Source organism: Micromonospora sp. ZG13 (genome assembly GCF_059359355.1).
Map to the genome: position 1 here is coordinate 523,590 of NZ_JCADBQ010000001.1, position 21,855 is coordinate 545,444.

The 21,855-nt window shown below is 71.0% G+C and carries 25 protein-coding genes; 4 read left to right on the forward strand and 21 right to left on the reverse strand.

Annotated features, from left to right (window positions below; genetic code table 11):
• Positions 1 to 6: 6 nt before the first annotated feature.
• From AC5L34_RS02505 to AC5L34_RS02530, 6 genes are all read right to left on the reverse strand, one after another.
• Positions 7 to 1,560, reverse strand: coding sequence for a fused MFS/spermidine synthase (locus tag AC5L34_RS02505; protein ID WP_494823695.1), 1,554 nt, complete (start codon positions 1,558 to 1,560; stop codon positions 7 to 9).
• Positions 1,561 to 1,596: 36 nt separating this feature from the next.
• Positions 1,597 to 2,631 carry a coiled-coil domain-containing protein gene (locus tag AC5L34_RS02510; protein ID WP_494823810.1) on the reverse strand — a complete coding sequence of 345 codons (1,035 nt, stop codon included), beginning with the start codon at positions 2,629 to 2,631 and terminating at the stop codon, positions 1,597 to 1,599.
• Positions 2,632 to 2,823: 192 nt separating this feature from the next.
• Entirely contained in the window at positions 2,824 to 3,636 is an 813-nt protein-coding gene (locus AC5L34_RS02515) for an inositol monophosphatase family protein (RefSeq protein WP_441176069.1), read from the reverse strand.
• Entirely contained in the window at positions 3,629 to 4,081 is a 453-nt protein-coding gene (locus tag AC5L34_RS02520; protein WP_088998277.1) for a response regulator, read from the reverse strand. Before AC5L34_RS02520 ends, AC5L34_RS02515 begins: the two co-directional genes overlap by 8 nt.
• Positions 4,078 to 5,790, reverse strand: coding sequence for a sensor histidine kinase (locus AC5L34_RS02525; protein WP_441176262.1), 1,713 nt, complete (start codon positions 5,788 to 5,790; stop codon positions 4,078 to 4,080). Before AC5L34_RS02525 ends, AC5L34_RS02520 begins: the two co-directional genes overlap by 4 nt.
• Positions 5,791 to 5,828: 38 nt before the next feature.
• Positions 5,829 to 7,007: a PP2C family protein-serine/threonine phosphatase gene (locus AC5L34_RS02530; protein ID WP_089003194.1), complete on the reverse strand. Its 1,179-nt coding sequence runs from the start codon at positions 7,005 to 7,007 to the stop codon at positions 5,829 to 5,831.
• A gap of 305 nt (positions 7,008 to 7,312) precedes the next feature.
• Here AC5L34_RS02530 and AC5L34_RS02535 point away from each other — a divergent pair, with 305 nt between their 5' ends.
• The gene (locus AC5L34_RS02535; protein WP_494823696.1) at positions 7,313 to 9,688 is read left to right on the forward strand and encodes a M28 family peptidase; all 2,376 of its coding nucleotides are present in this window, start codon (positions 7,313 to 7,315) and stop codon (positions 9,686 to 9,688) included.
• A gap of 94 nt (positions 9,689 to 9,782) precedes the next feature.
• On the opposite strand, the gene AC5L34_RS02540 is transcribed toward AC5L34_RS02535, so the two are convergent.
• Positions 9,783 to 10,589: a helix-turn-helix domain-containing protein gene (locus AC5L34_RS02540; RefSeq protein WP_494823697.1), complete on the reverse strand. Its 807-nt coding sequence runs from the start codon at positions 10,587 to 10,589 to the stop codon at positions 9,783 to 9,785.
• A gap of 116 nt (positions 10,590 to 10,705) precedes the next feature.
• On the opposite strand from AC5L34_RS02540, the gene AC5L34_RS02545 reads away from it, so the two are divergent.
• The gene (locus tag AC5L34_RS02545; RefSeq protein WP_494823698.1) at positions 10,706 to 10,867 is read left to right on the forward strand and encodes a hypothetical protein; all 162 of its coding nucleotides are present in this window, start codon (positions 10,706 to 10,708) and stop codon (positions 10,865 to 10,867) included.
• Positions 10,868 to 11,149: 282 nt separating this feature from the next.
• Here the strand turns inward: AC5L34_RS02545 and AC5L34_RS02550 are convergent, their stop codons facing one another.
• From AC5L34_RS02550 to AC5L34_RS02610, 13 genes are all read right to left on the reverse strand, one after another.
• Entirely contained in the window at positions 11,150 to 12,373 is a 1,224-nt protein-coding gene (locus AC5L34_RS02550) for a tyrosine-type recombinase/integrase (RefSeq protein WP_494823699.1), read from the reverse strand.
• Between the two features lies 1 nt (position 12,374).
• Entirely contained in the window at positions 12,375 to 12,563 is a 189-nt protein-coding gene (locus tag AC5L34_RS02555; protein ID WP_425876838.1) for a helix-turn-helix domain-containing protein, read from the reverse strand.
• A gap of 32 nt (positions 12,564 to 12,595) precedes the next feature.
• Complete coding sequence (locus tag AC5L34_RS02560) at positions 12,596 to 14,377, reverse strand: replication initiator (RefSeq protein ID WP_494823700.1); 1,782 nt, start codon at positions 14,375 to 14,377, stop codon at positions 12,596 to 12,598.
• A complete protein-coding gene (locus tag AC5L34_RS02565; protein ID WP_494823701.1) occupies positions 14,377 to 14,646 on the reverse strand; it encodes a hypothetical protein in 270 nt (89 codons plus the stop codon). Before AC5L34_RS02565 ends, AC5L34_RS02560 begins: the two co-directional genes overlap by 1 nt.
• A complete protein-coding gene (locus AC5L34_RS02570; RefSeq protein WP_494823702.1) occupies positions 14,643 to 15,440 on the reverse strand; it encodes a hypothetical protein in 798 nt (265 codons plus the stop codon). The genes AC5L34_RS02565 and AC5L34_RS02570 overlap by 4 nt, the downstream gene beginning before the upstream one ends.
• Positions 15,441 to 15,442: 2 nt before the next feature.
• A complete protein-coding gene (locus AC5L34_RS02575) occupies positions 15,443 to 15,820 on the reverse strand; it encodes an RRQRL motif-containing zinc-binding protein (protein WP_494823703.1) in 378 nt (125 codons plus the stop codon).
• On the reverse strand, positions 15,817 to 16,116 hold the full coding sequence (locus AC5L34_RS02580; RefSeq protein ID WP_494823704.1) for a hypothetical protein: 300 nt from the start codon (positions 16,114 to 16,116) through the stop codon (positions 15,817 to 15,819). Before AC5L34_RS02580 ends, AC5L34_RS02575 begins: the two co-directional genes overlap by 4 nt.
• A complete protein-coding gene (locus AC5L34_RS02585) occupies positions 16,113 to 16,547 on the reverse strand; it encodes a DUF6197 family protein (protein WP_494823705.1) in 435 nt (144 codons plus the stop codon). Before AC5L34_RS02585 ends, AC5L34_RS02580 begins: the two co-directional genes overlap by 4 nt.
• Before the next feature lie 87 nt (positions 16,548 to 16,634).
• Positions 16,635 to 16,844, reverse strand: a complete 210-nt coding sequence (locus tag AC5L34_RS02590) for a hypothetical protein (RefSeq protein ID WP_494823706.1) — start codon at positions 16,842 to 16,844, stop codon at positions 16,635 to 16,637.
• Positions 16,841 to 17,701 (reverse strand): FtsK/SpoIIIE domain-containing protein, encoded by an 861-nt coding sequence (locus tag AC5L34_RS02595; RefSeq protein WP_494823707.1) that lies wholly within the window; start codon positions 17,699 to 17,701, stop codon positions 16,841 to 16,843. Before AC5L34_RS02595 ends, AC5L34_RS02590 begins: the two co-directional genes overlap by 4 nt.
• Before the next feature lie 83 nt (positions 17,702 to 17,784).
• Positions 17,785 to 18,711: a hypothetical protein gene (locus tag AC5L34_RS02600; protein ID WP_494823708.1), complete on the reverse strand. Its 927-nt coding sequence runs from the start codon at positions 18,709 to 18,711 to the stop codon at positions 17,785 to 17,787.
• A gap of 97 nt (positions 18,712 to 18,808) precedes the next feature.
• Positions 18,809 to 18,952 (reverse strand): hypothetical protein, encoded by a 144-nt coding sequence (locus AC5L34_RS02605; RefSeq protein ID WP_494823709.1) that lies wholly within the window; start codon positions 18,950 to 18,952, stop codon positions 18,809 to 18,811.
• Positions 18,953 to 19,182: 230 nt separating this feature from the next.
• On the reverse strand, positions 19,183 to 19,503 hold the full coding sequence (locus tag AC5L34_RS02610) for a hypothetical protein (protein ID WP_089003163.1): 321 nt from the start codon (positions 19,501 to 19,503) through the stop codon (positions 19,183 to 19,185).
• A 177-nt stretch (positions 19,504 to 19,680) separates the two neighbouring features.
• Here AC5L34_RS02610 and AC5L34_RS02615 point away from each other — a divergent pair, with 177 nt between their 5' ends.
• Positions 19,681 to 20,439, forward strand: coding sequence for an XRE family transcriptional regulator (locus AC5L34_RS02615; protein ID WP_494823710.1), 759 nt, complete (start codon positions 19,681 to 19,683; stop codon positions 20,437 to 20,439).
• A gap of 4 nt (positions 20,440 to 20,443) precedes the next feature.
• On the forward strand, positions 20,444 to 20,914 hold the full coding sequence (locus tag AC5L34_RS02620; RefSeq protein WP_494823711.1) for an NUDIX hydrolase: 471 nt from the start codon (positions 20,444 to 20,446) through the stop codon (positions 20,912 to 20,914).
• Here the strand turns inward: AC5L34_RS02620 and AC5L34_RS02625 are convergent.
• Entirely contained in the window at positions 20,881 to 21,468 is a 588-nt protein-coding gene (locus AC5L34_RS02625; protein ID WP_494823712.1) for an HD domain-containing protein, read from the reverse strand. The genes AC5L34_RS02620 and AC5L34_RS02625 overlap by 34 nt on opposite strands.
• Positions 21,469 to 21,855 lie beyond the last annotated feature (387 nt).

Consider the following 21,855-nt stretch of genomic DNA (forward strand, 5'->3'; position numbering starts at 1 on the left):
ACCCGTTCAGGCGGTGGCGAGGAGCTGGTCCACCGGCGCGTAGTCGTCGGTCAGCACCAGCGCCTCACCGACGAACGCGGTGAGGTCCGCGCCCGCCAGCAGGCTGGCGTCCTCCCGCAGCTCGGCCAGCCGGGCGCGGACCGCCTCCAGCGGCAGCGGGGCGTCGGAGGCGACGATCAGGAAGTTCGAGCCCTCCCGCCCGGCGAGCGCCGCCGCCGGGGCGATCAACGCGACGTGCCGGAACTCGGCGGCGACCGTGGCCAGCTCGCTGCGGATGAAGCGCAGCGGCGGGTAGTCGATGACGTTCTGCACGTAGACGCCGCCGGGGCGGGTCACCCGGCGGACCTCGGCGGCCATCTCCCGGGTGGCGAGGTGCCAGGGCACCACGAGGTGCCCGAACGCGTCGCCGACCACGAGGTCGCGGCTGTCGGTGGCCTCCGCGGCGACCAGCAGCCGGGCGTCACCCACGACCGCCCGCAGGTCCGGCCCCTGGCGTACGCCGAGCTGCCGCTCGCCCAGCTCCACCAGCCCGCCGTCGATCTCGAACACGACGTTGTCGGTGCCCGGACGGGTGGCGGTCAGGTAGCGGGGCACGGTGAACCCGCCCCCGCCCAGGTGCAGCGCGTCGAGCCGCTGCCCCTTCGGGGCGACCACGTCGGCCACCGCCCCGATCCACCGCGTGTACGCGTACTCCAGGTGGGTCGGGTCGGCGAGGTCCACGTACGAGTGCTGCGCCGAGTTGAGCAGCAGGGTGCGGCCGGAGTCCCGGCCGGGGTCGGACTCCACGCTGGCGCAGTGGTAGGCGGTCTCGATGTCGCACGGGTTCGGAGCGACCGTGGTCAGCCCGGCGCCGACGAGACCGAGCACCGCCAGGGCGGCCTTGGCACGGGCGGGGCCGGGCAGCTCCGCGCGGTCCTGGCGGCGCAGCCACACCCCGAGGCCGAGCCCGGTGAGCCCGAGCGAGGCCGCCAGGGCGAACAGGATGACCGTGCTGGGCAGCGCGGCCACCAGCACGAACCCGGTGCCAAGGGTGGCCGTGATCCCGCCCAGCGTGCCGATGCCGGAGAGCCGGCCGACCACCTGACCGGTGCGCCGCAGGTCGGCCAGCTGGAGCTTGACCACCAGCGGGGTGACGGCGGCGAGCAGGGCCGCCGGCACGAAGACGGCGAGCGCGACGAGCAGCAGGATGGCCGAGGCCGCCCCGCCGCGCAGCACCTCACCGGCGTACCGGACGACCGGCAGGGTGACCGCCGTGGCGATGCCGGCCAGCACCAGCGCCGGCGCCAGCAGGACCCGCGGGTTGCGCCGGTCGGCCAGCCAGCCGCCCGTCCACGCGCCGTAGGCGATGGCGGCCAGGGCGATGCCGATGACCGAGCTGGTCACCTGGAGGGTCACCCCGACGTACGGCCCGACCAGCCGCAGCGCGACGGTCTCCAGCACCAGGACGGCGCCGCTGGAGAAGAAGACCAGGAACGCGGCGAGGCCGTTGGGCAGGGCCCGGGCGGTCGAGGCCGCCGGTGTGGCGGGCGGGACCGTGACGTCGGAGGATGCGGAGCTCACCCGCGCGATGGTACGCAGGAAAACTGGGCCCGCGGGTCAGTACATCGAGAGATGAACATGGTTCGTGTGGTCGGCGGCGGGGCTGCCGCTGACGCCGTACGCCCGCCAGCCGGTGCCGGGGTGCCAGATCTGCCGGTACCAGATCACGTAGAGCACGCCGAGCCGGCTCGCGTTGCGCACGTGCCAGGCGGCCAGGCTGTCCCCGTACGCCTTGTCCCCGCCGGTGGCGGTCCTGTCCTCGAACCCGTTGGTGGCGGCCGAGAAGTCACAGGCGCGGCCCTTGGGGTGCTCGCCGGAGCCGCCGCTGCGGTAGCAGGAGACGTGCCGCTTGTAGCCGGCGGCCTGGGTCTGCTTGAGGGCGTTGAGCGTGCGGGGCGTGATGCAGCCGGAGGTGGTGGGGTCGTTCACCGAGCAGGACTCCGACGGCCACGAGCCGTCCGAGTTGCGGGGGGCCGGCCTCGCCGAGGCGGAGTTGCCGCCGCTGAAGCCGCCGCTGCCACCCGAGCTGACCGCCGCGAGCGCCGCCTCGGCCTCCTTCTTCTTCTTCGCCATCACCGCGAGCTGCTTCTGCTGCTCCCGGACCTCGGTGTCGATGGCGATCTTGGCCTGCCGCGCCTGCTCGCGCGCCTCGGTCAGGCTGCGCAGCCGCCTGCCGTCGCGCTGCGCCATCAGGTCGAGGCTGGCCGCCCGCTCCAGGAACGTCTCCGGCGAGGTGCTGTTGAGCAGCATCGACGTGGGCGTCAGCCGGCCCAGCCGGTAGGACTGGGCGGCCACCTCGCCGACCTGCGCGGTCAGCTCGACCAGGCGCACCTCCAGGGCCCCCAGCTGCCCCACCAGCCGCTTCTGCCGGGCCTTGGAGTTGTCCAGCCGCCCCTTGGCCTCGATGTGCGCCTTGGCGGTCGCCTCCAGGGCGTCCCGCAGCTTCTTGGTGCCGCCCTCGTTGGGCTCCGCGTACGCCGGCACGGCACCGACGCCGAGGAGCAGCGCCACGGCGACGAGCAGCGCGGCCAGCGGGCGGCGGGCACGCCGCACGGCGGTCAGCGGGCGGCGGCCGTCAGGCCCGGCGGGCATGGTCCTGCGCACGAAAGCATCCTTCCGTCGGCCGCCGGCCCCGGACGACGGCGTGGCGCGGCGGCGGCCCCCGCCGGGCGCCGGACGGCGGCCTGCTGGCGGAGACCGGCGGTCAGGATACCGGACGGAGCCGTCCCGACCAGGCCCACGAACGCCCGGAGCACCGAACGTCGACGCAGTGTCGCGTCGACGTCACGCACCGCCGAGCAGCGCCTCGCGTACCTCCGCCCAGATGTGCTCGCTCGCGGCCACCAGGAGGCCGTGGCCGTCGTCGCCCGGGCGGTAGTCGGTGCCGTCGAAGCGTCGGGCGACCCCGCCCGCCGCGCGCACCAGCAGGGAACCCGGGGCGTGGTCCCACGGCAGGGTGCTCCAGAAGAGCACGAAGTCCTGGTCCCCGGTCAGCACGTCCAGGTATTCCCGGCCGGCGCAGTGCAGGCCGGGCAGCAGTTCACCCAGCCGCGCGCCGCCCGCCTCGACCAGAGCGCGCGGCGCGGCCGGCAGGGCGTGCGACATCGCGGCGCCGCGCACCGCGTCGAGCGCGGGCGCGCGGTCGCCGGTCCGCACCGGCCGGCCGTCGAGCCGGGTCTCCTCGCCGGCGCGCGCGACGGCCAGCGTCCCGGCGAGCGGGTCGAGCACCCAGGCGGCGACGGGATCCCCGTCGGTCAGCAGCGCCACCATCAGCGCGAACGGCTGCCGGCCGGCCGCGAAGTTCGAGGTGCCGTCGACCGGGTCGACGAGCCACACGTCGCCGGAGCCACGCAGGTGCTCCAGCAGGGCCGGGTCGTCGGCGACCGCCTCCTCGCCCACGACGACCGAGCCGGGGCGCAGCCGGCGCAGGGCCGCCGAGATGATCTCCTCGGCGCGGCGGTCGGCGACGGTGACGAGGTCACCCGGCGCCTTCTCGCTGATGTCGGCGGCGTCGAGCTTGCGGAACAGGGGAAGCACGACCTGGTCGGCGGTCTCGCGCAGCAGACCACCGACGTCGTCGAGCAGGGTGTCAGCCACGCGGCGGCAGCTTCACCACGCTGACGAAGAACTCGTCGATCTGCCGGACCACCGAGATGAAGCGCTCGAAGTCCACCGGCTTCGTCACGTACGCGTTGGCGTGCAGCTGGTAGCTGCGCAGGATGTCCTCGTCGGCCTGGGAGGTCGTCAGCACCACCACCGGGATCCGGCAGAGCTGCTCGTCGGACTTGATCTCTTCCAGCACCTCCCGCCCGTCGCGGCGGGGCAGGTTCAGGTCGAGCAGGATCAGGTCCGGCTGCACGACGTCGGCGTACCGGCCCTCCCGCCGCAGGTAGGCGAGCGCCTCGGCGCCGTCGGAGACGACGGTCAGCCGGTTGCGGAGCTTGTGCTCCTCGAACGCCTCCTGGGTCATCAACACGTCACCCGGATCGTCCTCCACCAGCAGGACCTCGATCGGGCTCTTGCCGTCCGCCGGCGCGGTCATCCCACCGTCTCCCTCATGTCACCCGTTCTACCGCCTTCCGGTGCCCGGTCGGGCCCGTCCGTGGTCTCCGTCTCGTCGGCGCGTCGGTCGGCCTGCGCCGGGGTGCCCGCACCCGCCTCGGCGCCGGGCTCGTCGCCGTCCCCGGTCGTGGGCTCGTCGGTCGGCGCCTCGTCGGTCGCGGCGGACGCGGCGGCCGCCGCCTCGACGTCCTCGGGCAGCGCCGGGAGGGTGAAGCGGATCGCCGTGCCCTCCTCGGTGCCGGTGTCCACCCAGACCCGGCCGCCGTGGTATTCCACGATCTTCTTGACGATCGCCAGCCCGATCCCGGTCCCCGGGTACGCGTCCTTGGCGTGCAGCCGCTGGAAGATGACGAAGATCTTGTCGGCGAACTCCGGCTCGATCCCGATGCCGTTGTCCTGGCAGCTGATCTCCCACTCGTCGCCCACGAGGCGGGCCGAGACGTGCACCTTCGGGGGTACGTCGGGGCGGCGGAACTTCACCGAGTTGCTGACCAGGTTGGCCAGCAGGTTGGTCAGCAACGGCTCCTCGCCGCGGATGACCGGCAGCTCGCCCCAGGTCAGCTCCGCGTCGGCGTACTGCCGGGCCGCCTCGGTCTGGCCGGCCACGTCGCCCATGACCTTGTTCAGGTCGACCTCGGTGAAGCCCGTGGTGAGCCGGCCGATCCGGGAGAAGGCGAGCAGGTCGTTGATCAGGCGCTGCATCCGCTGCGCGCCGTCGACCGCGAACGCGATGTACTGGTCGGCCCGCTCGTCCAACTGCCCCGCGTAGCGGCGCTGGAGGAGCTGGCAGAAGCTGGCCACCTTGCGCAGCGGCTCCTGGAGGTCGTGCGAGGCGACGTACGCGAACTGCTCCAGGTCACGGTTGGAGCGGGTGAGTTCCTCGGCCTGCTTCTGGAGCTGGCTGTTGACCCACTCGATGCGCTCGCGGGCCTCCCGTACCTCGGCCAGGTCCTTGGCGATCTTGCGCCGCATCGCGTCCACGTCCTCGCCGAGCCGGAGGAACTCGGGTGGGCCGGTGCCGGAGATGCCGTGCTGGTAGTCGCCCTCGGCCACCTCGCGGACCTGGTCGGCGAGGCCGGTCAGCGGGCGGATCACCATCTTGTCCAGGGAGACCAGCAGCATGCTGCCGGCGATGATCACCACCGCGACCGCGACGATCAGCAGGACGACCAGCAGGTTGCTGGTCCGCCGGACGTCCTCGGCGCTCCGCTGCCGGGCCTCGAAGATCTCGAGCTGGAGGTCGTCCAGCGCGCTGCGGACCGCGTCGAACTGCTCCCGGGCCTGGTCGGTGATCAACGCCTGCCCCGCGGCGGTGCCGCTCTGCTGCGTCGCGGTGACCACCGGCACCGCCACCGCCTGGCGCCACTCCTCGGCCCGCTGCTCCACCTTCAGGAGCTCCTGCCGGATCTCCGGGTAGTCGCCGAGCAGCCGCTCCATCGAGGCGACCAGGTCCTGCTCCCGCTTGCGCCCCGCGTCGTACGGCGTCAGGTCGGCCGGGTTGCCGCTGACCGCGTAGCCGCGCACCGCGGTCTCCTGGTCCAGCAGCGCGTTCTGCACCTCCTGCGCCTGCACCCGCAGCGGCCCGGTCTTGTTGAGGATCGCGTCGATGTGCATGCGGTTCTTCGTCGCCACCGCCACCGCGCCGCCCGCCAGCCCGATCAGGAGGACGGCGACGACGGTGAGCAGCATGACGACCCGCTGGCGCAGGGTCCACTCGCGGATGCCCGTCACCGGCCACCGCCCCGGCTGACCAGCAGCATGGCGACGTCGTCGGCGAACGGGCCGCCGTTGAGCTGTTCGGCCCGCCCGACCAGCCAGGCCGGCAGCTCGGCCAGCGGCACGGCGAGGGTCGCCGGGTCGGCGAGCAGGCCGCTGAGGCCGGGCACGTCGAGGCGCTCGTCGCCCTCGCCGGTCCGCCCCTCGATCAGGCCGTCGGTGTACATCAACAGGGACCAGTCATCGGTGTCGAACTCCAGGTCGTAGGCCACGGGCCGGCGGGGTCGTACGCCGAGCAGCAGACCGCCGCGCGCCGGAACCGGCACCACCTTGCCCCCGGCGAGCAGCAGCGGCGGTGGATGCCCGGCCAGCCGGACGGTGGCCCGATTGGCGTCGAGGTCCAGCCGCACGGTGGCGACGGTCGCGAAGATCTCCTGGAGCCGGCGCTCGCTCATCAGCACCTGCTCCAGCGCCGGAAGCACCTCGTCGTCGGGCACGCCCGCGAGGATCAGCGCCCGCCAGGCGACCCGCAGCTCGACGCCCAGGGCCGCCTCGTCCACGCCGTGCCCGCAGACGTCGCCGACGATCAGGTCGAGCCGGTCGGGCCGGGTCTGCACCACGTCGTAGAAGTCGCCGCCGATCAGGGCGGCGTGCCGGCCGGGCCGGTAGAAGGTGTGCACCGCGACCACGTCGGTGGTCATCAGCGGCTGGGGCAGCAGGCCCCGTTCGAGGCGGGCGGACTCGGCCTGGCGCAGCTCGACCTCGCGCAGCCGCCGGGCGTTCTCGTCGGCGCGCTTGCGCTCCACCGCGTACCGCAGCGCCCGGGTCAGCAGCACCCCGTCGACCTGGCCCTTGACCAGGTAGTCCTGGGCACCCTCGGCGACCGCGACGATGCCGAGGTGCTCGTCGGAGCGGCCGGTCAGCACGCAGACGGCGGCGCCGCTGGCCATCTCCAGCACCTGGCGCAGCCCGTCGAGGCCCTGCGCGTCGGGCAGACCCAGGTCGAGCAGGACGCAGTCGACGCCCATCACGCGCTGCCGGGCCTCGCTGAGGCTGGTCGCCACGAGCAGGTCGATCATCGAATTGGTCTCGGCGAGCAGCTCACCGACCAGGAAGGCGTCGCCCTCGTCGTCCTCGACCAGCAGCACCCGCAGCCGCTCGCCGGGAGGCAGGTTGGGATGACGTCCCATCCCGCCGTGCGGGTACGGCGCGACGGAGGAACCGGCCAGGCCGGTCCCCCGGTACGGCCGGGTCACCGCCGCGAGACGCGGGAGATCGCTGGTGATGTCGGGCTCCTTCCGAGTGCCCTGCTGATCCTGTATTAGACAACGTTCGCACACAACACGACGGGCTCCGCATGCGCGGGGATGGGTCGGATCACTGCGCGGCGGGGGGCGAAACGGACGGGAGAGCCCCTGGTCCGCACCGGGAGTCCCGCCGACGGCCGCCGGGGTGCAGGATGGTGCCCACCTGAGACCCCTCCCGAGGAGACCCCGTGGGCGCACCCCCCATCCGCCCCGCCGACCGCGCGCTGGCCCGGCCCCGTCGCCGGCTGGCCGCCGCCGTGGCGGCGCTCGCCGCGCTCGCCGCCGTGGGCGCCGGCACCCTGCTCGACCTGCGCACCCCCGCGCCGCGCCCGGCCGACGCGCCGCCGGGCGAGTTCAGCGCCACCCGGGCGTACGAGCACGTCGAGGTCGTCGCCGCACGCACGCACGTGGCGGGCAGCCCGGCGAACGACCAGGTCCGCGCCCACGTCGAGGGGGTGCTGCGCGGCCTCGGCCTGGAGACCGAGGTGCAGGACACCGTCGCGCCCGAGGCCGGCCAGCTCAGCGGGGCGGCCGGCGGGGCCACCCTGGCCCGGGTACGCAACGTGGTGGCCCGGCTGCCCGGCACCGACCCCACCGGGAAGGTCTTCCTCGTCTCGCACTACGACTCGGTGCAGTCCGGCCCGGGCGGCAACGACGACGCCGCCGGCACCTCGACCATCCTGGAGGTGGCCCGCGCGCTGGCCGCCGGCCCCCGGCCGCGCAACGACATCGTCTTCGTGCTCACCGACGCCGAGGAGGCGTGCCTGTGCGGGGCGGCCGCGTTCGCGTCCAGCCACCCGCTGGCCGCCGCCGGCGGCGTGGTGCTCAACCTGGAGGCGCGCGGCTCCACCGGCCCCGTGATCATGTTCGAGACGTCGCGGGACAACGCCGCCCTGGTGGACGCCTTCGGCCGGGCCGCCCCGCACCCCGTGGGCACCTCGTTCGCCGTGGAGATCTACCGCGCGCTGCCCAACGACACCGACTTCACCGCGTTCCTCGACGAGGACTTCGTCGGGCTGAACTCGGCGTACATCGACGGCGGGGCGATCTACCACACCCCGTTGGACACCCCCGCCGCCATGGACCGGGCCAGCCTCCAGCACCACGGCGACAACGCCCTCGGCCTCGCCCGCGAGTTCGGCCGGGTCGACCTGACCGCCCTGGACGCCGGGCACGACGCCACCTACTTCCCGGTCCCGGGCGGGCTGGTCCGCTACCCCGGCTGGCTGGTGCTGCCCCTGGCGCTGCTGGCGCTCGCCGCCGTGGCCGCCCTCGGCTGGCTCGCCCTGCGGCGGGGCCGCACCACCGGGGGCCGGCTCGCCGCCGGCTTCGGGTTGGCGCTGCTGCCGCTCGTACTCGCCCCGCTCGGCGCGCAGCTGCTCTGGGCGGCGATCACCGCGCTGCGGCCCGGCTACGCCGAGCTGCTCGACCCGTACCGGCCCACCTGGTACCGGCTGGCCGTGGTGGCGCTCGCCGCCGCCGTCCTGCTCACCTGGTACGCACTCACCCGCCGCAGGGTCGGCCCGGCCGCGCTCGCCGTCGGCGGGCTGGGCTGGCTGGCCGTGCTCGGGGTGCTGCTCGCCGTGCTGGTGCCCGGCGGGGCGTACCTGGTCACCCTGCCGGCCCTGGCCGGCGCGCTGGCCGGGCTGGTCGCGCTGAGCGTGCGGATCGACGGCCCGTGGCCGGTGGTCGCGGCGACGCTGGCCGCGGCGGTGGCCGTGGTGGTCCTGCTGCCCACCGTGGTGCTGCTCTTCCCGGCGCTCGGCATGGCGATGGGCGGGGTCGCGGCGCTGGTGGCGGTGCTGCTCGGCCTGGCCGCGCTGCCGGTGGTCGACCTGCTGCACCCGCAGGCCGGCGGGCAGCGGGCGATGGCCGCCCTGCGCGCGCGCCGCCTCGGCGCGCTGCCGGCCGCCGCCACCGCCCTGGCGGCCGTGGTGCTCGCCGGGGTCGGGCTCGCCGTCGACCGCTTCGACGCCGCGCACCCCGCGCCCACCCACCTGATGTACGCCCTCGACGCGGGCACCGGGCAGGCCCGCTGGCTCAGCCACGAGGAGGATCCCCAGCCCTGGACCGACGGCTACGTCGACGGGGTGACCGAGGTCGCCGACTTCCCCGGCCTGGGCGACGCCGAACTGCGCGCCGGCCCGGCGCAGGCGGCGAACCTGCCCGCCCCGAAGCTGGAGGTGCTCGCCGACACCACCGCAGGCGCCGAGCGCACCCTGCGCCTGCGGCTGGTCCCGCAGCGCCAGGTCCGCCTCACCACCCTGCACGTGGACGCGGCTACGGCGACGGTGCTGCGGGCGGAGGTGGCCGGCCGCGCGGTGCCGGTGGAGGCCCGGGAGGGACGCTGGGGTTTCGGCCTGGTCTTCCACGCCCCGCCGTCGGAGGGCATCGAGGTGACGCTGACCGTCACGCCGAAGGCGGGACAGGTGGCGCTGCGCGCGATGGACGCCAGCGACGGCCTGGACGCCCTGCCCGGCTTCCGGCCTCGCCCGCCCGGCGTGGGCATCGTGGGCTCGCACAGCTCGGAGATGCTGGCCGTGGCCCGCACCTACCCGGTCTAGGCCGACGGTGACCGCCGGCGGTCTGCGGGCGGGGAGGGCGGGTAGCCCGGTGGGCCGCCGGATGACCACTGTGTTGAATTCGCCAGGAGTCGTGTCAGAGGGGACGCCCTGGGCCCCTGTTGACTAGGTAGACGCTGGAGCAGAGCGCCGTCACGAAATCGAAGACATGTTCCGCATCCTGCTGCGGGTACCCCTGTCTTTCGAAACGCTCCACCTCAACCCTCCGTCGAGCGACGGCCGCTCCCCATCTCTGCAGGCGGGGCTCGATGAGATCCCTGTGGACCATGTATTCGAGGCCCGTTTCGATCGCGGCGTACTCACTAGGCTCAGCCTGTTCCCTGACGACTGCTTCGAAGAGCCAGAAGGAGAGAGCGGCGGCTGCGGTGTACAGGCCTCCGCCGAAAGAGTTCCCGATCGACTCGTAAACTTCCCGAAAGTGAGGCGGGAGCGACTCCTCCAACGGTCGCCGGACAGTCGGTGGAGGTTGGGCAGGGGAACTGGTCGCCGTGACGCCGTAGTACACGTTTCCGTGATAGACATGGTTAATCGCCTCGCTGCGTCGATCCACGACTTGCGTCCTCAGCGGCAGCACCTTCAGCTCATGGGCGATCTCCGCAGCCCTGTCCCCCAAACCGAGTTGCCCGGCACGTGCAAGCTCGTGCAGCTTAAGGAAACGCTCGGTATCCCCGCCCAACGCCTCCGCGAGTTCCCGCACGACTCCGGCTGACGGTACGCGGTCCTCCCTGAGGGCCGCATGAACCGTGGAGGTGCTGAACCCGGTCTTCTCAGCCAAGCTCCGCATGGAGGGTTCGCCGCGGTCGAGGTAGAGCTGACGAAGCTCCTTAATCAACTGGGACTCGCCCAACCGTTCAAGATCGACATTCGACTCATAGGGACTCATCGGTAATATCCGTTCGAGCTTGTCCGGAGTTGCAACCGGACATTCGGAGACGTAGCCTTCAAGGATCGAACGCGACCGAACGAGGCCGCTGTCACGATCCGCCCTGGAGGCGAAGTATGGTCGATATCCGCTGGCTCGCGCTGGTCGCGGCCTTCGTCGCTGTCACCATGTTGGTCCGGAAGCGGAGCGAGTGGGCGAACGCACTGCTGACCGCCGCCGCGATAGCCACCCTGCTCATCACCATCCTCTTCTTCATCCCGGCACCGCCGTTCGGCTGACGTCCAGAGCTGTCCGAACGGTGCCGAACATCAGGGTACACCGGGGGTGCATGGGATCCGAGTACCCGGGCAAGCCGGGTCTCGGATCCACCCGTCAAGCTGCCGGGAGCCAGCGGAAGGCGGTATCGGCAGCTCAGCGGCCATGTCGGGACAGCGCAGGAGCCGGGCAACCGGGGCTCTTACTTCCAGCGGAAGTGCGCGAACCGGACCAGACCAGCGCGTTGACCTGCGACGCAACGCCACCGTAGGCTCGCGGGAACAGATTGGGCACAACTCGGCACATTACCGGGCTCCGGCCAGCCGGGTGCCGGACAGGGCCGCGTCGACCAGGTTCCGCGTGCGGTCGATCGCCTCCGGCCACTCCCCCGCGTACGTGTTCAGCGTGATGATCGGCGTTGCATGCCCCAGCGCCATCTGAACCGTCTTCACGCTCGCCCCGCCATGGATCAACAGCGTGGCGAAGTAGTGGCGCAGCCCGTGGTAGCCGAACCCCTCCGGCACCCCGTCGACGGCTTCCACGGCTTTCTTCCATGGGTAGGCCCAACCGGTACGCTGCATCGGGTTGCCCCGGCCGCTGGTGAACAGCAACTTCGCCTGTCGAGTCAGCGGCTTGCGCGGATTCGTCTCGTCGAGAATTTCCACGTCGACCGGCGGGAAGAGTTCGATGTGACGGGCGAGCGCCTCGGCGACGACCTCGCCCATCTCCACGGTCCGCCGACTGGTCGCAGTCTTCGGTGGTGCGAGCCGTGGCGACTTACCGGCTGGGGTGACCATCTGCTGAACGATACGAATCTCCCGGCGTAGGAAGTCGACGTGTTCCAGCTCCAGGCCCCACGCTTCGCCTTGACGCAGGCCGGCACCGGCAGCCAAGTACACCAACGCCCGATACCGCTCTCGACTCGGCTTGCCCGGATCCGGCTTCACGCTGAACGCATCGGCGAGAGCATGCACCTGGTCCGGCGTGGGAATGAACCGCTCAACTCGCTCGATCTCGGGTAGGCGAATGCCGATGCACGGGCTACGGCCGATCATCCGGTCGCGGGTCGCCGCGTCGAACATGCCGACCAGGACGTGGTACACGACTCGCAACGAGGACGGCGCCAGCACCTTTGCCCGGTCCTTCACCCACGCTTGGATGTGCGAGGGGCGGACCTGCGCGAGCTGCATCCGACCAAGGATCGGCTCGACGTGTACGCGTAGGGTCATCTCGATGCGCGCCGCAGTCGCGTCACGGTGCAACTGGTGCTTGCGCCACTGCTCCCCGTAGGCCATCACGGTGACCTTGCCGGCGGCCGGAGCGACGTACTGGCCCCGCGACACGTCGGCGCGGGTGTTTACGTCGAACTGTTCCGCGTCTGCCCTGCGCTCGAACAGCTTCTGTTTGGGCTGGCCAGTGTCGTCGACGTATCGGGCCCGCCAGCGCTTCCCCCGGCCGTGCCGTTTGGAGGGAAGCCGTTTGCCGTCCGGACCGCGCTTGCCCAAATACCAGAGATCATCGACGGGCATTTCAAGCCGCCTGCCTCTCGATGAGCCAGGCCCGTACGTCGGCCGGGTCGTAGCGCAGATGCCGACCGACGCGAGATGCCAGCGGGCCAACGCGACGGTGCCGCCACTGATACAGCGTGGCGACGGGCACGCCGAGGTAGGCCGATACCTCCTCGACGGTCCAGAGCGGTTCGATGGTGCGCCTAGCCATGGTCCTGTACTCCTTACTGATGCTGGGTCTCGTTACGCGGCTACCGGCGGACTGCCGGCGAGGGTCGATCCGGTTTCGTGGGCGAGTTCTTCGCGGCCGGTGGTTTGTCGCTCTCTGGCCATGGCGGCGGCGGTGTTGGCGAGCAAGGCGTCACCGGTGGTGTGCCAGCCGACGCCGGCGAAGGTGAGGGTGCCGACGATGAGGGTGGTTTCGTCGTCGAGGTGGTCGACGGCCCGGAGGGTGTCGGGGTGCTCGTGCTCCTGGTCCTCGTGGCGGCGGAAGGCCGTACGGGTGTCGCGCAGGAGTTGGAAGGTGACGGAGTAGCGGCGGGCTTTGGTGAGGAAGTGGCCGCCGAAGCCGAGCATGTGCGCCCAGCGGCGTAGCCGGGCGTACGGGTTGGCTGTGGCTGGGTTCGTCGATTTGGTGTCAAGGCTGGCTTGACGGTGGGCGACGCAGACGGGGCAGGCGGCGTAGCGGGTGTGGGTGCCGCAGTGGGGGCATTCCCAGGGCTGGACGAAGCCGGGCCGGGGTCGGTGGTCGCGGATCCGGTGGGAGAGCGGGACGGGTGTGCCGGTGGGTCGGCCGATGCGCCAGCAGGCGTCGACGAGGCGGGCGGTGTGGTCGCCGTCGGGGTCGGCGTATTCGCCGGTGGTGTCGGCGGTGAGCCTGACGGAGCGGTGCCCGGTTACCTCGGTGCTTTTGGTGGCGTATTTGGCAAGGTATCCGGCGACCATGCTGTCGGTGACCTCACCGCCCCCGGTCAGGCTGATGGGGCGGATGTCGAGCTGTTCACCCCAGGCGATCGGCCAGCCCTCGGGCCGGTCGGGGTGCACGGGGGTGGCGAAGGCGACTTGTGCGACGGCGTGCTGAATTGCATCGTCGAGGTCGGCGACGGTGAACCCGGCCGGCGGTGGGACGACGGCGGTCGGGTCGGTGGGGTGGACACCGTCGAGGCGCACCAGGGCGTGGAAGTGGACGGCTGCGCGTGCTTGGAACTCGGCGGCTTTGCCGTGCGACAGCCGTACCGGAGGAACCTTGCGGATGTTCCCGGAGGCGGTGATGACCTCGACGCGGGGGATGCCGCGGCGACGGGCGAGCTTCGCGAGGTGGCGTTCCGCGGCTTGTTTGGTGCGGTGCCACAGCTCCCCGGAGTAGAGGTTCCAGACGACTTGGTGAGCGTGGTCGTAGCAGTCCAGACACAAGGGCTGGCCGAGGACGGCGTCACCGGCCTCGTGGCGGGCCCAGCAGACGGCCGGTTGGCCGTGGGGACAGTAGCCGGCGTCGCGGCGGGCGTGGCAGGGCTCGGGTCGGCAGTCGCAGCGCTTGCGATTGCCGCAGGTATGCCGCTTGACCGCGCGGGCGTGGACGGTGCCGAAGGATGGTGCGGTGAAGGTGGCGAACACCGCCGGATGCTGTGCGACCGTTTCGGGGACGCCCTTGCCGCCGACGAGGCCGGCGCGCAGGAGTTGGTAGGCGTCGCGTTGGTAGGTGTGGGCGCAGGATGGGCAGACGGTGGCGCGTCGGTTTCCGCAGGCGGTGTAGATGGCGGCGTCGGGCATGGCGTCGGTGTGCCGCTGATCGAGTACCCGGCCGGTGGACGAGTCGACGGTGAGGAGTTGGCCGGCGAGGCGGATGGGGCGGGTGCAGCCGGCGGCGGCGCGGACGTGCTCGATCCAGCCGTAGTAGTCCGGCCGGGTGGCGCGGGCGAAGGCGGACCCGGCGGCGGTGTAGGTGTAGACGGGCGGGACGTCGGCGTTCGAGCCCACACCCCGGGCCGTGGTGGCTCGGGGTGTGAGGTCCAGCGTCGACGCCATCAGGCCGACACCTCAGGGGTGAGGGTGCGGGTGGTGATGGTGCGTTCGGTGACGATGACCCGGCAGGCGCCGCACTGGCGCGTGGCCGGCTCGTGCCGATGACAGGGAATCTGGACGGTGGTGTTGCCACAGCGGATGGTGACCGGGTTTCGGCAGGGTCCGCCGGGGATGACGTCGACGAGGGTCCGGCGAACGTCGTACGGGTGCCCGTCGGGGTGGACGGGGCAGGTGTGCTCGATCTGCTCGATGTCGACGAGGTGAATGGTCATCGGGCACCCCGCGCCATGACGAGGAGCTGCCCGGCAACGGCCGGAGCGACGTCGAGCCGGTCGGCCAGCTCGGCGGGGGTGATGGGTGCTCCGGTGGATTGTTCGTGCTGCACGGCGGCGAAGCGGGCCATGGGCAGCAGGTGGGCAGGGACGTCGACCGGCTCGGGGGCCGGTGCGGTGACGGGTTCCGGCTCGACAGCCGGCGTGACGGTCGGCTCAGCAGCCGGGACCGGCTCAACGACCGGGGCCGGCTCGGCGGCCGGGGTTGGGGTCGGTTCGGGGACGGTGGTGATGGCCGGCGGTGCCGGTTCGGCGGTGACCTGCTCGGCCACCTGGACGCGGATGGGCTCGACCTGCTCGACCGCATTGACGGCCGGCGTGGTGTCCGCCGACGTGGCGGGGGTGGGGGCGAGGACGAGTTTGACGAGGGCCATGAAGGCGAGGGCGGGAACAGCGGACAGGAGCCACCCGGAGATGCCCGGCTTGGCGACGGCGAGTTGTGCGGCGAGGGAGAGGCCGGCGGCGGCGATCAGGAGGAACAGCGGGTAGCCGATGGGTGCGCCGGTGCGGCGGCGTCGGCGGATGGTGAGGAGGCAGGCGATGGGGACGAGTTCGGAGATGACGGCGTTGGCCCAGCCGAACCACTCGCCCGTGCCGGTAGGGGAGTTGGCGAGGGTCCAGTCTTTGACGTGGGTGAAGGAGGCGGCTCCGGCGAAGCCGGCGACGGTGAGGAGGATGAGGACCAGGACGACACCCTCGATGCGGGTAGCGGTGCTCGGAGTCTTGGCGGACATGGTTAGTGGCCTCCGTGGCAGTCGAGGCAGCAGCCGTAGCGGCGGGGGATGTAGTAGGGCTGACTCAGCCCGCACACCCGGCAGGTCCGCCGGGCACGCAGCGCCTTAGCGATGGCCTCCCGCTGTGCGGGGGTGGCGACGCGCTTGGGTTGGGCGAGGTCGAGGCGGTAGAGGTAGGCGACGCGCTTGCCGCGACGCCAGAGGATCTGCGCGACCGGGTCATTGCCGCCCGGACGAAGGCCGGCGGCACGCAGTTGCCGGCGAGTAGCCAGCCCGGCGGGGGCGGACTGGAAGGGGTAGGTGGGGAACCCGTAGCGGCTGCCGGTCGGGTCGTAGTAGCGGCGGGCCAGGCCGGTGGGGATGTCGGTGAGGGTGGTCATGGCCGGTCTCCCCAGCGCTGCTGGGCGGCTTGGCGGGAGATGCCGAGGCGGGAGCCGATTTCGGCCCAGGAGTAGCCGAAGGCGCGGAGGCCGATGACGGCGTCGGTGATGGCCTGGTCGAGGTTGGCCGACAGGGCGACGAGGTCGCGGAGGGCTTCGACGTCGCCGGTGGCGACGCGGCGTCCGTGGGCGCGGATGATGCGCCGGGTGAAGGCGGCGAATGCGTCGTTCTCGACGACGTCCCGACGTCGCTGCTGTCGGGGCAGGGGCGTCAAGGTGTGCTTGACAGTGCTCATCGGTTCTCGCCTCCCTGGGTGTGGAGGCGGTCCCACTCGTCAGCGGCCTTCTCTAGGGCGGTGATGACCTGCTCGGCGGTGCGGCCGGGGTCGTCGTTCCACGAGAACGGGGAGGTGTGCTCGTCGAGCAGGTGGCCGTCTTCGTCGACGTGGAAGACCGGCGCGAAGGCGTCGAGGTAGTCGACGAGCGCGGCGATGCTCTGGTGGTAAATGTCCTCGTCGGCGGACGAGAGGAGGACCGGGTTCAGGAGCGGCTTTCCGGCGCAGGCCATGCCGATGGCTCCGACGGCGCAGGCCGGCGACGTGAGGGTGTCGGTGGTGGCGTAGTAGGTGCCCTGGGTCCAGCCGTGCCGGCGCAGGTAGAGGGCAGCCATCCGCAGCAGGTCAGCCGGGCTGACCTGGACGGTGGGTGGGTTGTGGGTAGCCTTCATGGCAGCCACGTCCTTTCGGTAAGGGCTGTTGGCGGAAGGTCGGCAGGACCGGGAAGCTTGCGAGGCAGATCCGGTCCTGTCGGCCGATTAGTGGGTGCGCAGCCGCAGGTAGCGGCGGTGTCGGGTGTCGCCTGCGCCCATGGGTTCGGGTGCGGAGACGAAGACGAGCCGCCCGGTTCGGGAGGCGGCCTGGATCATCACGGCCAGGTCCTCAGGACTGCCGACGATCCACATCTCGGTGTACTGGGCGGCCCGCTGGTTGTTGGCGCGGGCGTTGGCGCGTTCGCGGGTGGTCATGCCGCCACCGCCAGATCCGGCGCGGTGGTGGTGAGTCGGCCGGGTCGGCGGATCCAGGCGGCGTAGTCGGCGATGCCGGCGATCTGGGCGTCGGAGAGGTAGGCGACCTTGATTCGGCGGGGGACGCCGCCTTCGGCGATGAGGTACGCCGCGCCCTGGTTGGTGGGCTGGATGTCGGTAGCGGAGTAGCCCTGCTCGGCCCAGCCGTGACCGAGCACGATGTTCGAGCTGTTGGGGGTGGTGCAGCGGAACGCGGCCCGGTAGCCGAACAGGTCCCGCAGGCTGGTGGGGATGATGTCGAACGACGGCCGTTGAGTCGCGGCGACCACGGGGATTCCGGCAGCGCGGCCCCGGGCGACGAGGTCACGCAGGAGAGCGACGAACTCTTCCTGTTCCTGCTTGCTGCCGACGGTGGCGGAGTAAAAGGCGATCTCGTCGACGAGGACGGTGATGACCGAAAGCCCGTCGAGGGCGGTCACCTTGCGGCGCCCATGCGCACGCAGCCAGGCGTAGCGGTTGTTCATCACGGTTTGCAGCCGCCGCAGGACGGTGAGGGCTTCGGTGATGTCGGGGCCGATGAACGCGTCGGCGCAGGCTTCCCACTGGCCCAGCTCGACGAGCTTGCCGTCGAGGAGCACGAGCCGGGAGTCGACGGAGAGGGCGGCGTGGGCGGCGATGGTGTTGAGCAGACCGGATTTGCCTCCGCCGGGTTCGCCGCCGGCGAGGAGGTTGCGGTAGGCGAGGGTGATGTAGACGGGCTGACCGAACTCGTCGATGCCGACGAAGATGGGGTCGAACATCGACAGGCCAGGCCCCACCGGAACCCCGGCAGTCGGGGCGGTAGCGGTGGTGGTCATGGTGTGCCCTCCTTGGGCGTGGTGGGCGCGAGGAACCACACGAACGAGCCCGTAGGGCTCCTCGCGTCCGGGTCGGGTGTGGGTTAGATCCAGTCGGAGACGTCGTCGGCGTCGGTCGACGAGGAAGCCGCGGGCTTGCTGCCGTTGGCCGAAGTGGTGGCCGGCTTCTTTTGCGCCGGCAGGGTGACGGTGGGTACGTCGACGTCGGGCAGGTCCAGGGCGGTCGGGATGACCGGCGTCGGCCGGTCGACCTCCGGGGTGTCGGGGGTGATGACGTCGACCAGGGGCGAGCCCACCTGAGCGGTGAGGACTTCGCGGCGTTTGATGTCGAAGCGCAGGTAGGCGGCGTTGCGGTCGGAGGCCCGCTCGACGAGGGCGGAAGCGGCGTGGCAGGTGACCGCGATGCGGTCGAGGCGGCCTTCCAGGTCGGCCAGGGCGAGGCCGGGGCGCAGGTAGACCCAGACCCGCTCACCCACGGGGGTGGGGCGGGCCCAGAGGATCAGCGGCAGGCTGCCGGACTGGTTGGCGATGATGAACTGCGCGAAGCACACGCGCAGCCGGTGGCGCACGATCAGGCACCACGCCCACGCCACCACCTGGCGGCGAATGGTCGGGATGGCGGCGGGAACGCCGACGACCAGGGCGACGACGACGAGGGTCACGACCGCCGAGGTGTGGTTGGCCAGCTGCACCCAGAAGGTGAGCACCACGACCGTCAACACGGTCTCGGGAAGCCACCACCACAGCAGCCGCAGCACCGGCCAGATCCGCACGAGAACCCAGGCGAGCCCGCCCAGGGGAACACCGACGGCGACGGCAACGAACAGGGCCACGATGGGGTGCGTGTAGGAGGTCGCCACGGCGGCGGTCAGGATGCCGGCGATGACGGCGGTGAGGATGAACGCCAAGCGGGCGTTGCGGGCCGAGGAGCGGTGGACCTTGGCCTCGATGACGGTGATGGTGCCGTTGGACTTCCGTCCGAACGAGCGGCGAGAGCTAGACTTGGACACGACACGTCCTCCCAATCGCGAGTTGGGGTGGATGGGTTGGAGAGCACGGGGTCGGCAGGTGTAGGAGCCAGTACCGGCCCCGCGCTCGTTTCCTACGTCAGGAAATGACGGCCTTGCAGTCCTTGCAGACGTAGCGGATCTTGCCGCCGATCACGGCGATCCCGGCCTTGAGGTGAACACACACCGGCCGATACGCCGGCTTGTTCTTGTCGTTCTCCCGAGGGGAGCGAGGCTTGGACATGACACGTCCTCCCAAAGCGAGTGGGCTGGATGGGTTAGAGAGCACGGGGTCGGCAGGTGTAGGAGCCAGTACCGACCCCGCGCCATATCGAGAGGGCAACCATCGGTTGCCAGGGCCGGGAGAGTAGGAGCCAGAAACACTCCCGGACCGAAGATGGATCAGATCAGCGGACCATCAGGCCGCTTCACGCACGACACCAGAGGCTCACACAGCACGGGTGAGCGAAGGACCTACTTTGCCGCCGAGGTGCCAGCCTTCGGCTTCAGCGAGATCGCACGGAACGCGACGCCGTTACGCCCGTTGGTCGCCCACGGGATGGCCTCCAACTGCTCGACAGCGACGAGCTGTCCCACCGTCACGCCCGGCTTCTCACCCGCCGTGGTGATGGTGATGATCTCGCCGCCAGTCTCGTCGAGAACGAAGACCTGGGTCGACCACATGAGCCGGCCAGTGTTTTTCTCCGACCGCTGGTTGCCGTTCTGGTCGTTCTTCGGCTCCGGATCCTTCGTCACCTGGACCTGCTTGCTCTGGGTGTCCACGTACAGCTTCACGAGATACCTCCTGTGTCTCGGGCCAGTTGTTGAGCTTGTCCCCGGTGGACTCTTGCTCGTGGCCTCTGCGGATAAGGCTCCCGAAAAGCGGAGGACACCCCATCCGGTGAGCTGGACGACTATGGGACGTCTAGGATACTGTCTACTCGTCCCTAGCCGTCCCTTGAGGAGGGTCGAATGGCGAACGACCGACTACGCGATGCCATCCTGCGCAACGGCCTGACCCCCGGTGTAGTGGCCGACAAGATCGGCGTCGATCCGAAGACGGTGGAACGGTGGATCACGCAGGATCGGATTCCGTACCCCCGTCACCGGCACGCCATAGCCGCGGTGGTGCGCGAAGACGTGCCCTACCTGTGGCCGAACGCGGTGACCCCGGAGAAGGCTTCGAAAATCGGGCAGAGTGAATTGGTCCAGCTCTACTCCCGGCGTTCCTCAGTCCCATACGATCTGTGGGGCCGACTCATCGAACGGGCAGAGAAGCGAATCGACGTACTGGCCTATGCCGGCCTCTTTCTCGTGGAGCAGAACCCGAGGCTTATCGACGTCCTGCGTCAAAAGGCCGTTGACGGCGTCAAGGTGACGATCCTGCTAGGCGACCCGACCAGCGACGCGATCGAGCGTAAGAGCGTCGAGGAAGGTGCGCCCGGCGTGATGGCCGCAAAGATTCGTCAGGTGCAGCACTACTACAGCCGGCTTGAGGGTGCGCCCGGGGTGAAGGTGCTCTACCACGACACGACGCTCTACAACTCAATGTACCGGTTCGACGACGAGATGTTGGTCAACATGCACGTGCTCGGGTTCCCGGCGCCACACGCGCCGGTGATGCACCTGCGCAGGCTCAACGGCGGCGACCTGTTCGGCACCTACTCCGACAGCTTCGACCGAGTCCTGATGGCCTCGAAGCCTCAGCCAGGCGGCGAGGTGGCAGCCTAGGAGCATGGCGAGAACCGAGCACTACCACGACCCGAACGCGCCAAAGGCCAACAGCATCGTCGTGGCTGTCTCCGTCTTCGTGCGTGACGAGGATGGACGAGTGCTGCTCATCCAGCGCACCGACAACGGTCTGTGGTCACTGCCCGGTGGCGGCCAGGAAATCGGCGAGTCGGTCGCAGGGACGGCGGTCAGGGAGACCCGTGAGGAAACCGGCGTACGGGTCGAGGTCACCGGAATGGTTGGCGTCTACTCGGACCCGGGCCACGTCGTCGCCTACTCCGACGGCGAAGTGCGACAGCAGTTCTCCCTCTGCCTGCGAGCGGTACCCGTCAGCGGCACCCCGACGCCGAGCGACGAGTCAAGCAACGTTCGATGGGTCGCCCGCGACGAGCTGGGCGCGCTCGACATCCACCCGTCGACCCTGCTGCGCATCACCCACGGCTACGAGGAACGCCCCAGGCCATACATCGGTTGAGCGGCGCTGCCCGAGAGCCGGCGCTGAGTTCGCTGAACGGCGGCAACCATCTCCGGTTCCGCTCGGCAGATGAACCGGGTCACTAGGTGCTCCGGCCCATACCGCGACCGAATCTCCGCGAGCCGATCCAGCACCTCGAAGTCCTGACCGTCTGGCCCGGTCGTCATGTCCGAGAAGCAGAGCGCGTCGGTAACCGGCGTCTCTTCCCGAGGAAACTCGGCGGCCAGGACCTCACCGAGTCCACGTTCCTCCGCTTCCAGCCAGGCGCAGGAGTGGTGAGCCACCAGAGCAGCGATCCGCTCGTCGAACCGCTCGCGCCGAAGCCACCGACCGCCGTCGAGGGAGTGGAAGCCGGTATCGACCAGGTCGGGGCTGTAGCCCACGTCATGCAGCCACGCTGATGCCACGAGAACGTCCCGATCCTCAGCCGAAACTGCCCCGCTGATCCTGTCAGCCTTGGCCGCGACCGCTCGGACGTGACTCCACCGACGAGGCAATGGCGTCTCCAGCAGGTGTCGCGCAACTTCCCGGGCGGTATCGACGAAGGCGGCCATGCCGTCAGGGTACGGAGCGCACTCAGCCCACGCCATCCCGTGTCCGGACGGTGGCGGAGCGAGGCCGGCCGGCTGCCAGCGAAGTGGTTCAAACTTTCTGTACGTCTTCAAGGCGGCCCTGAACGGGCCGCACGCGCCGCCGCCAGGGCGCGTGTCCGTCGCTGCGCTGTCGCTCCGACTCCGGCCACGCAAGACGCCCGGCGGCTGGCGCGGAGGGCGGGTAGCCCGGTGGGCCGCCGCATGACGACAGGCCGTTGCCCGTTGGGGTGGTGGGGCCGGCAGCCGGCCGCGCCGCGCGGCGAGCACCGCGCGGCGTAGGGGAGCGCACGCCGTGTCCGTCGGCGGCTGCCGGGTCGGTGGCGGGGTGCGGTTACTGCGCCTCCGGCG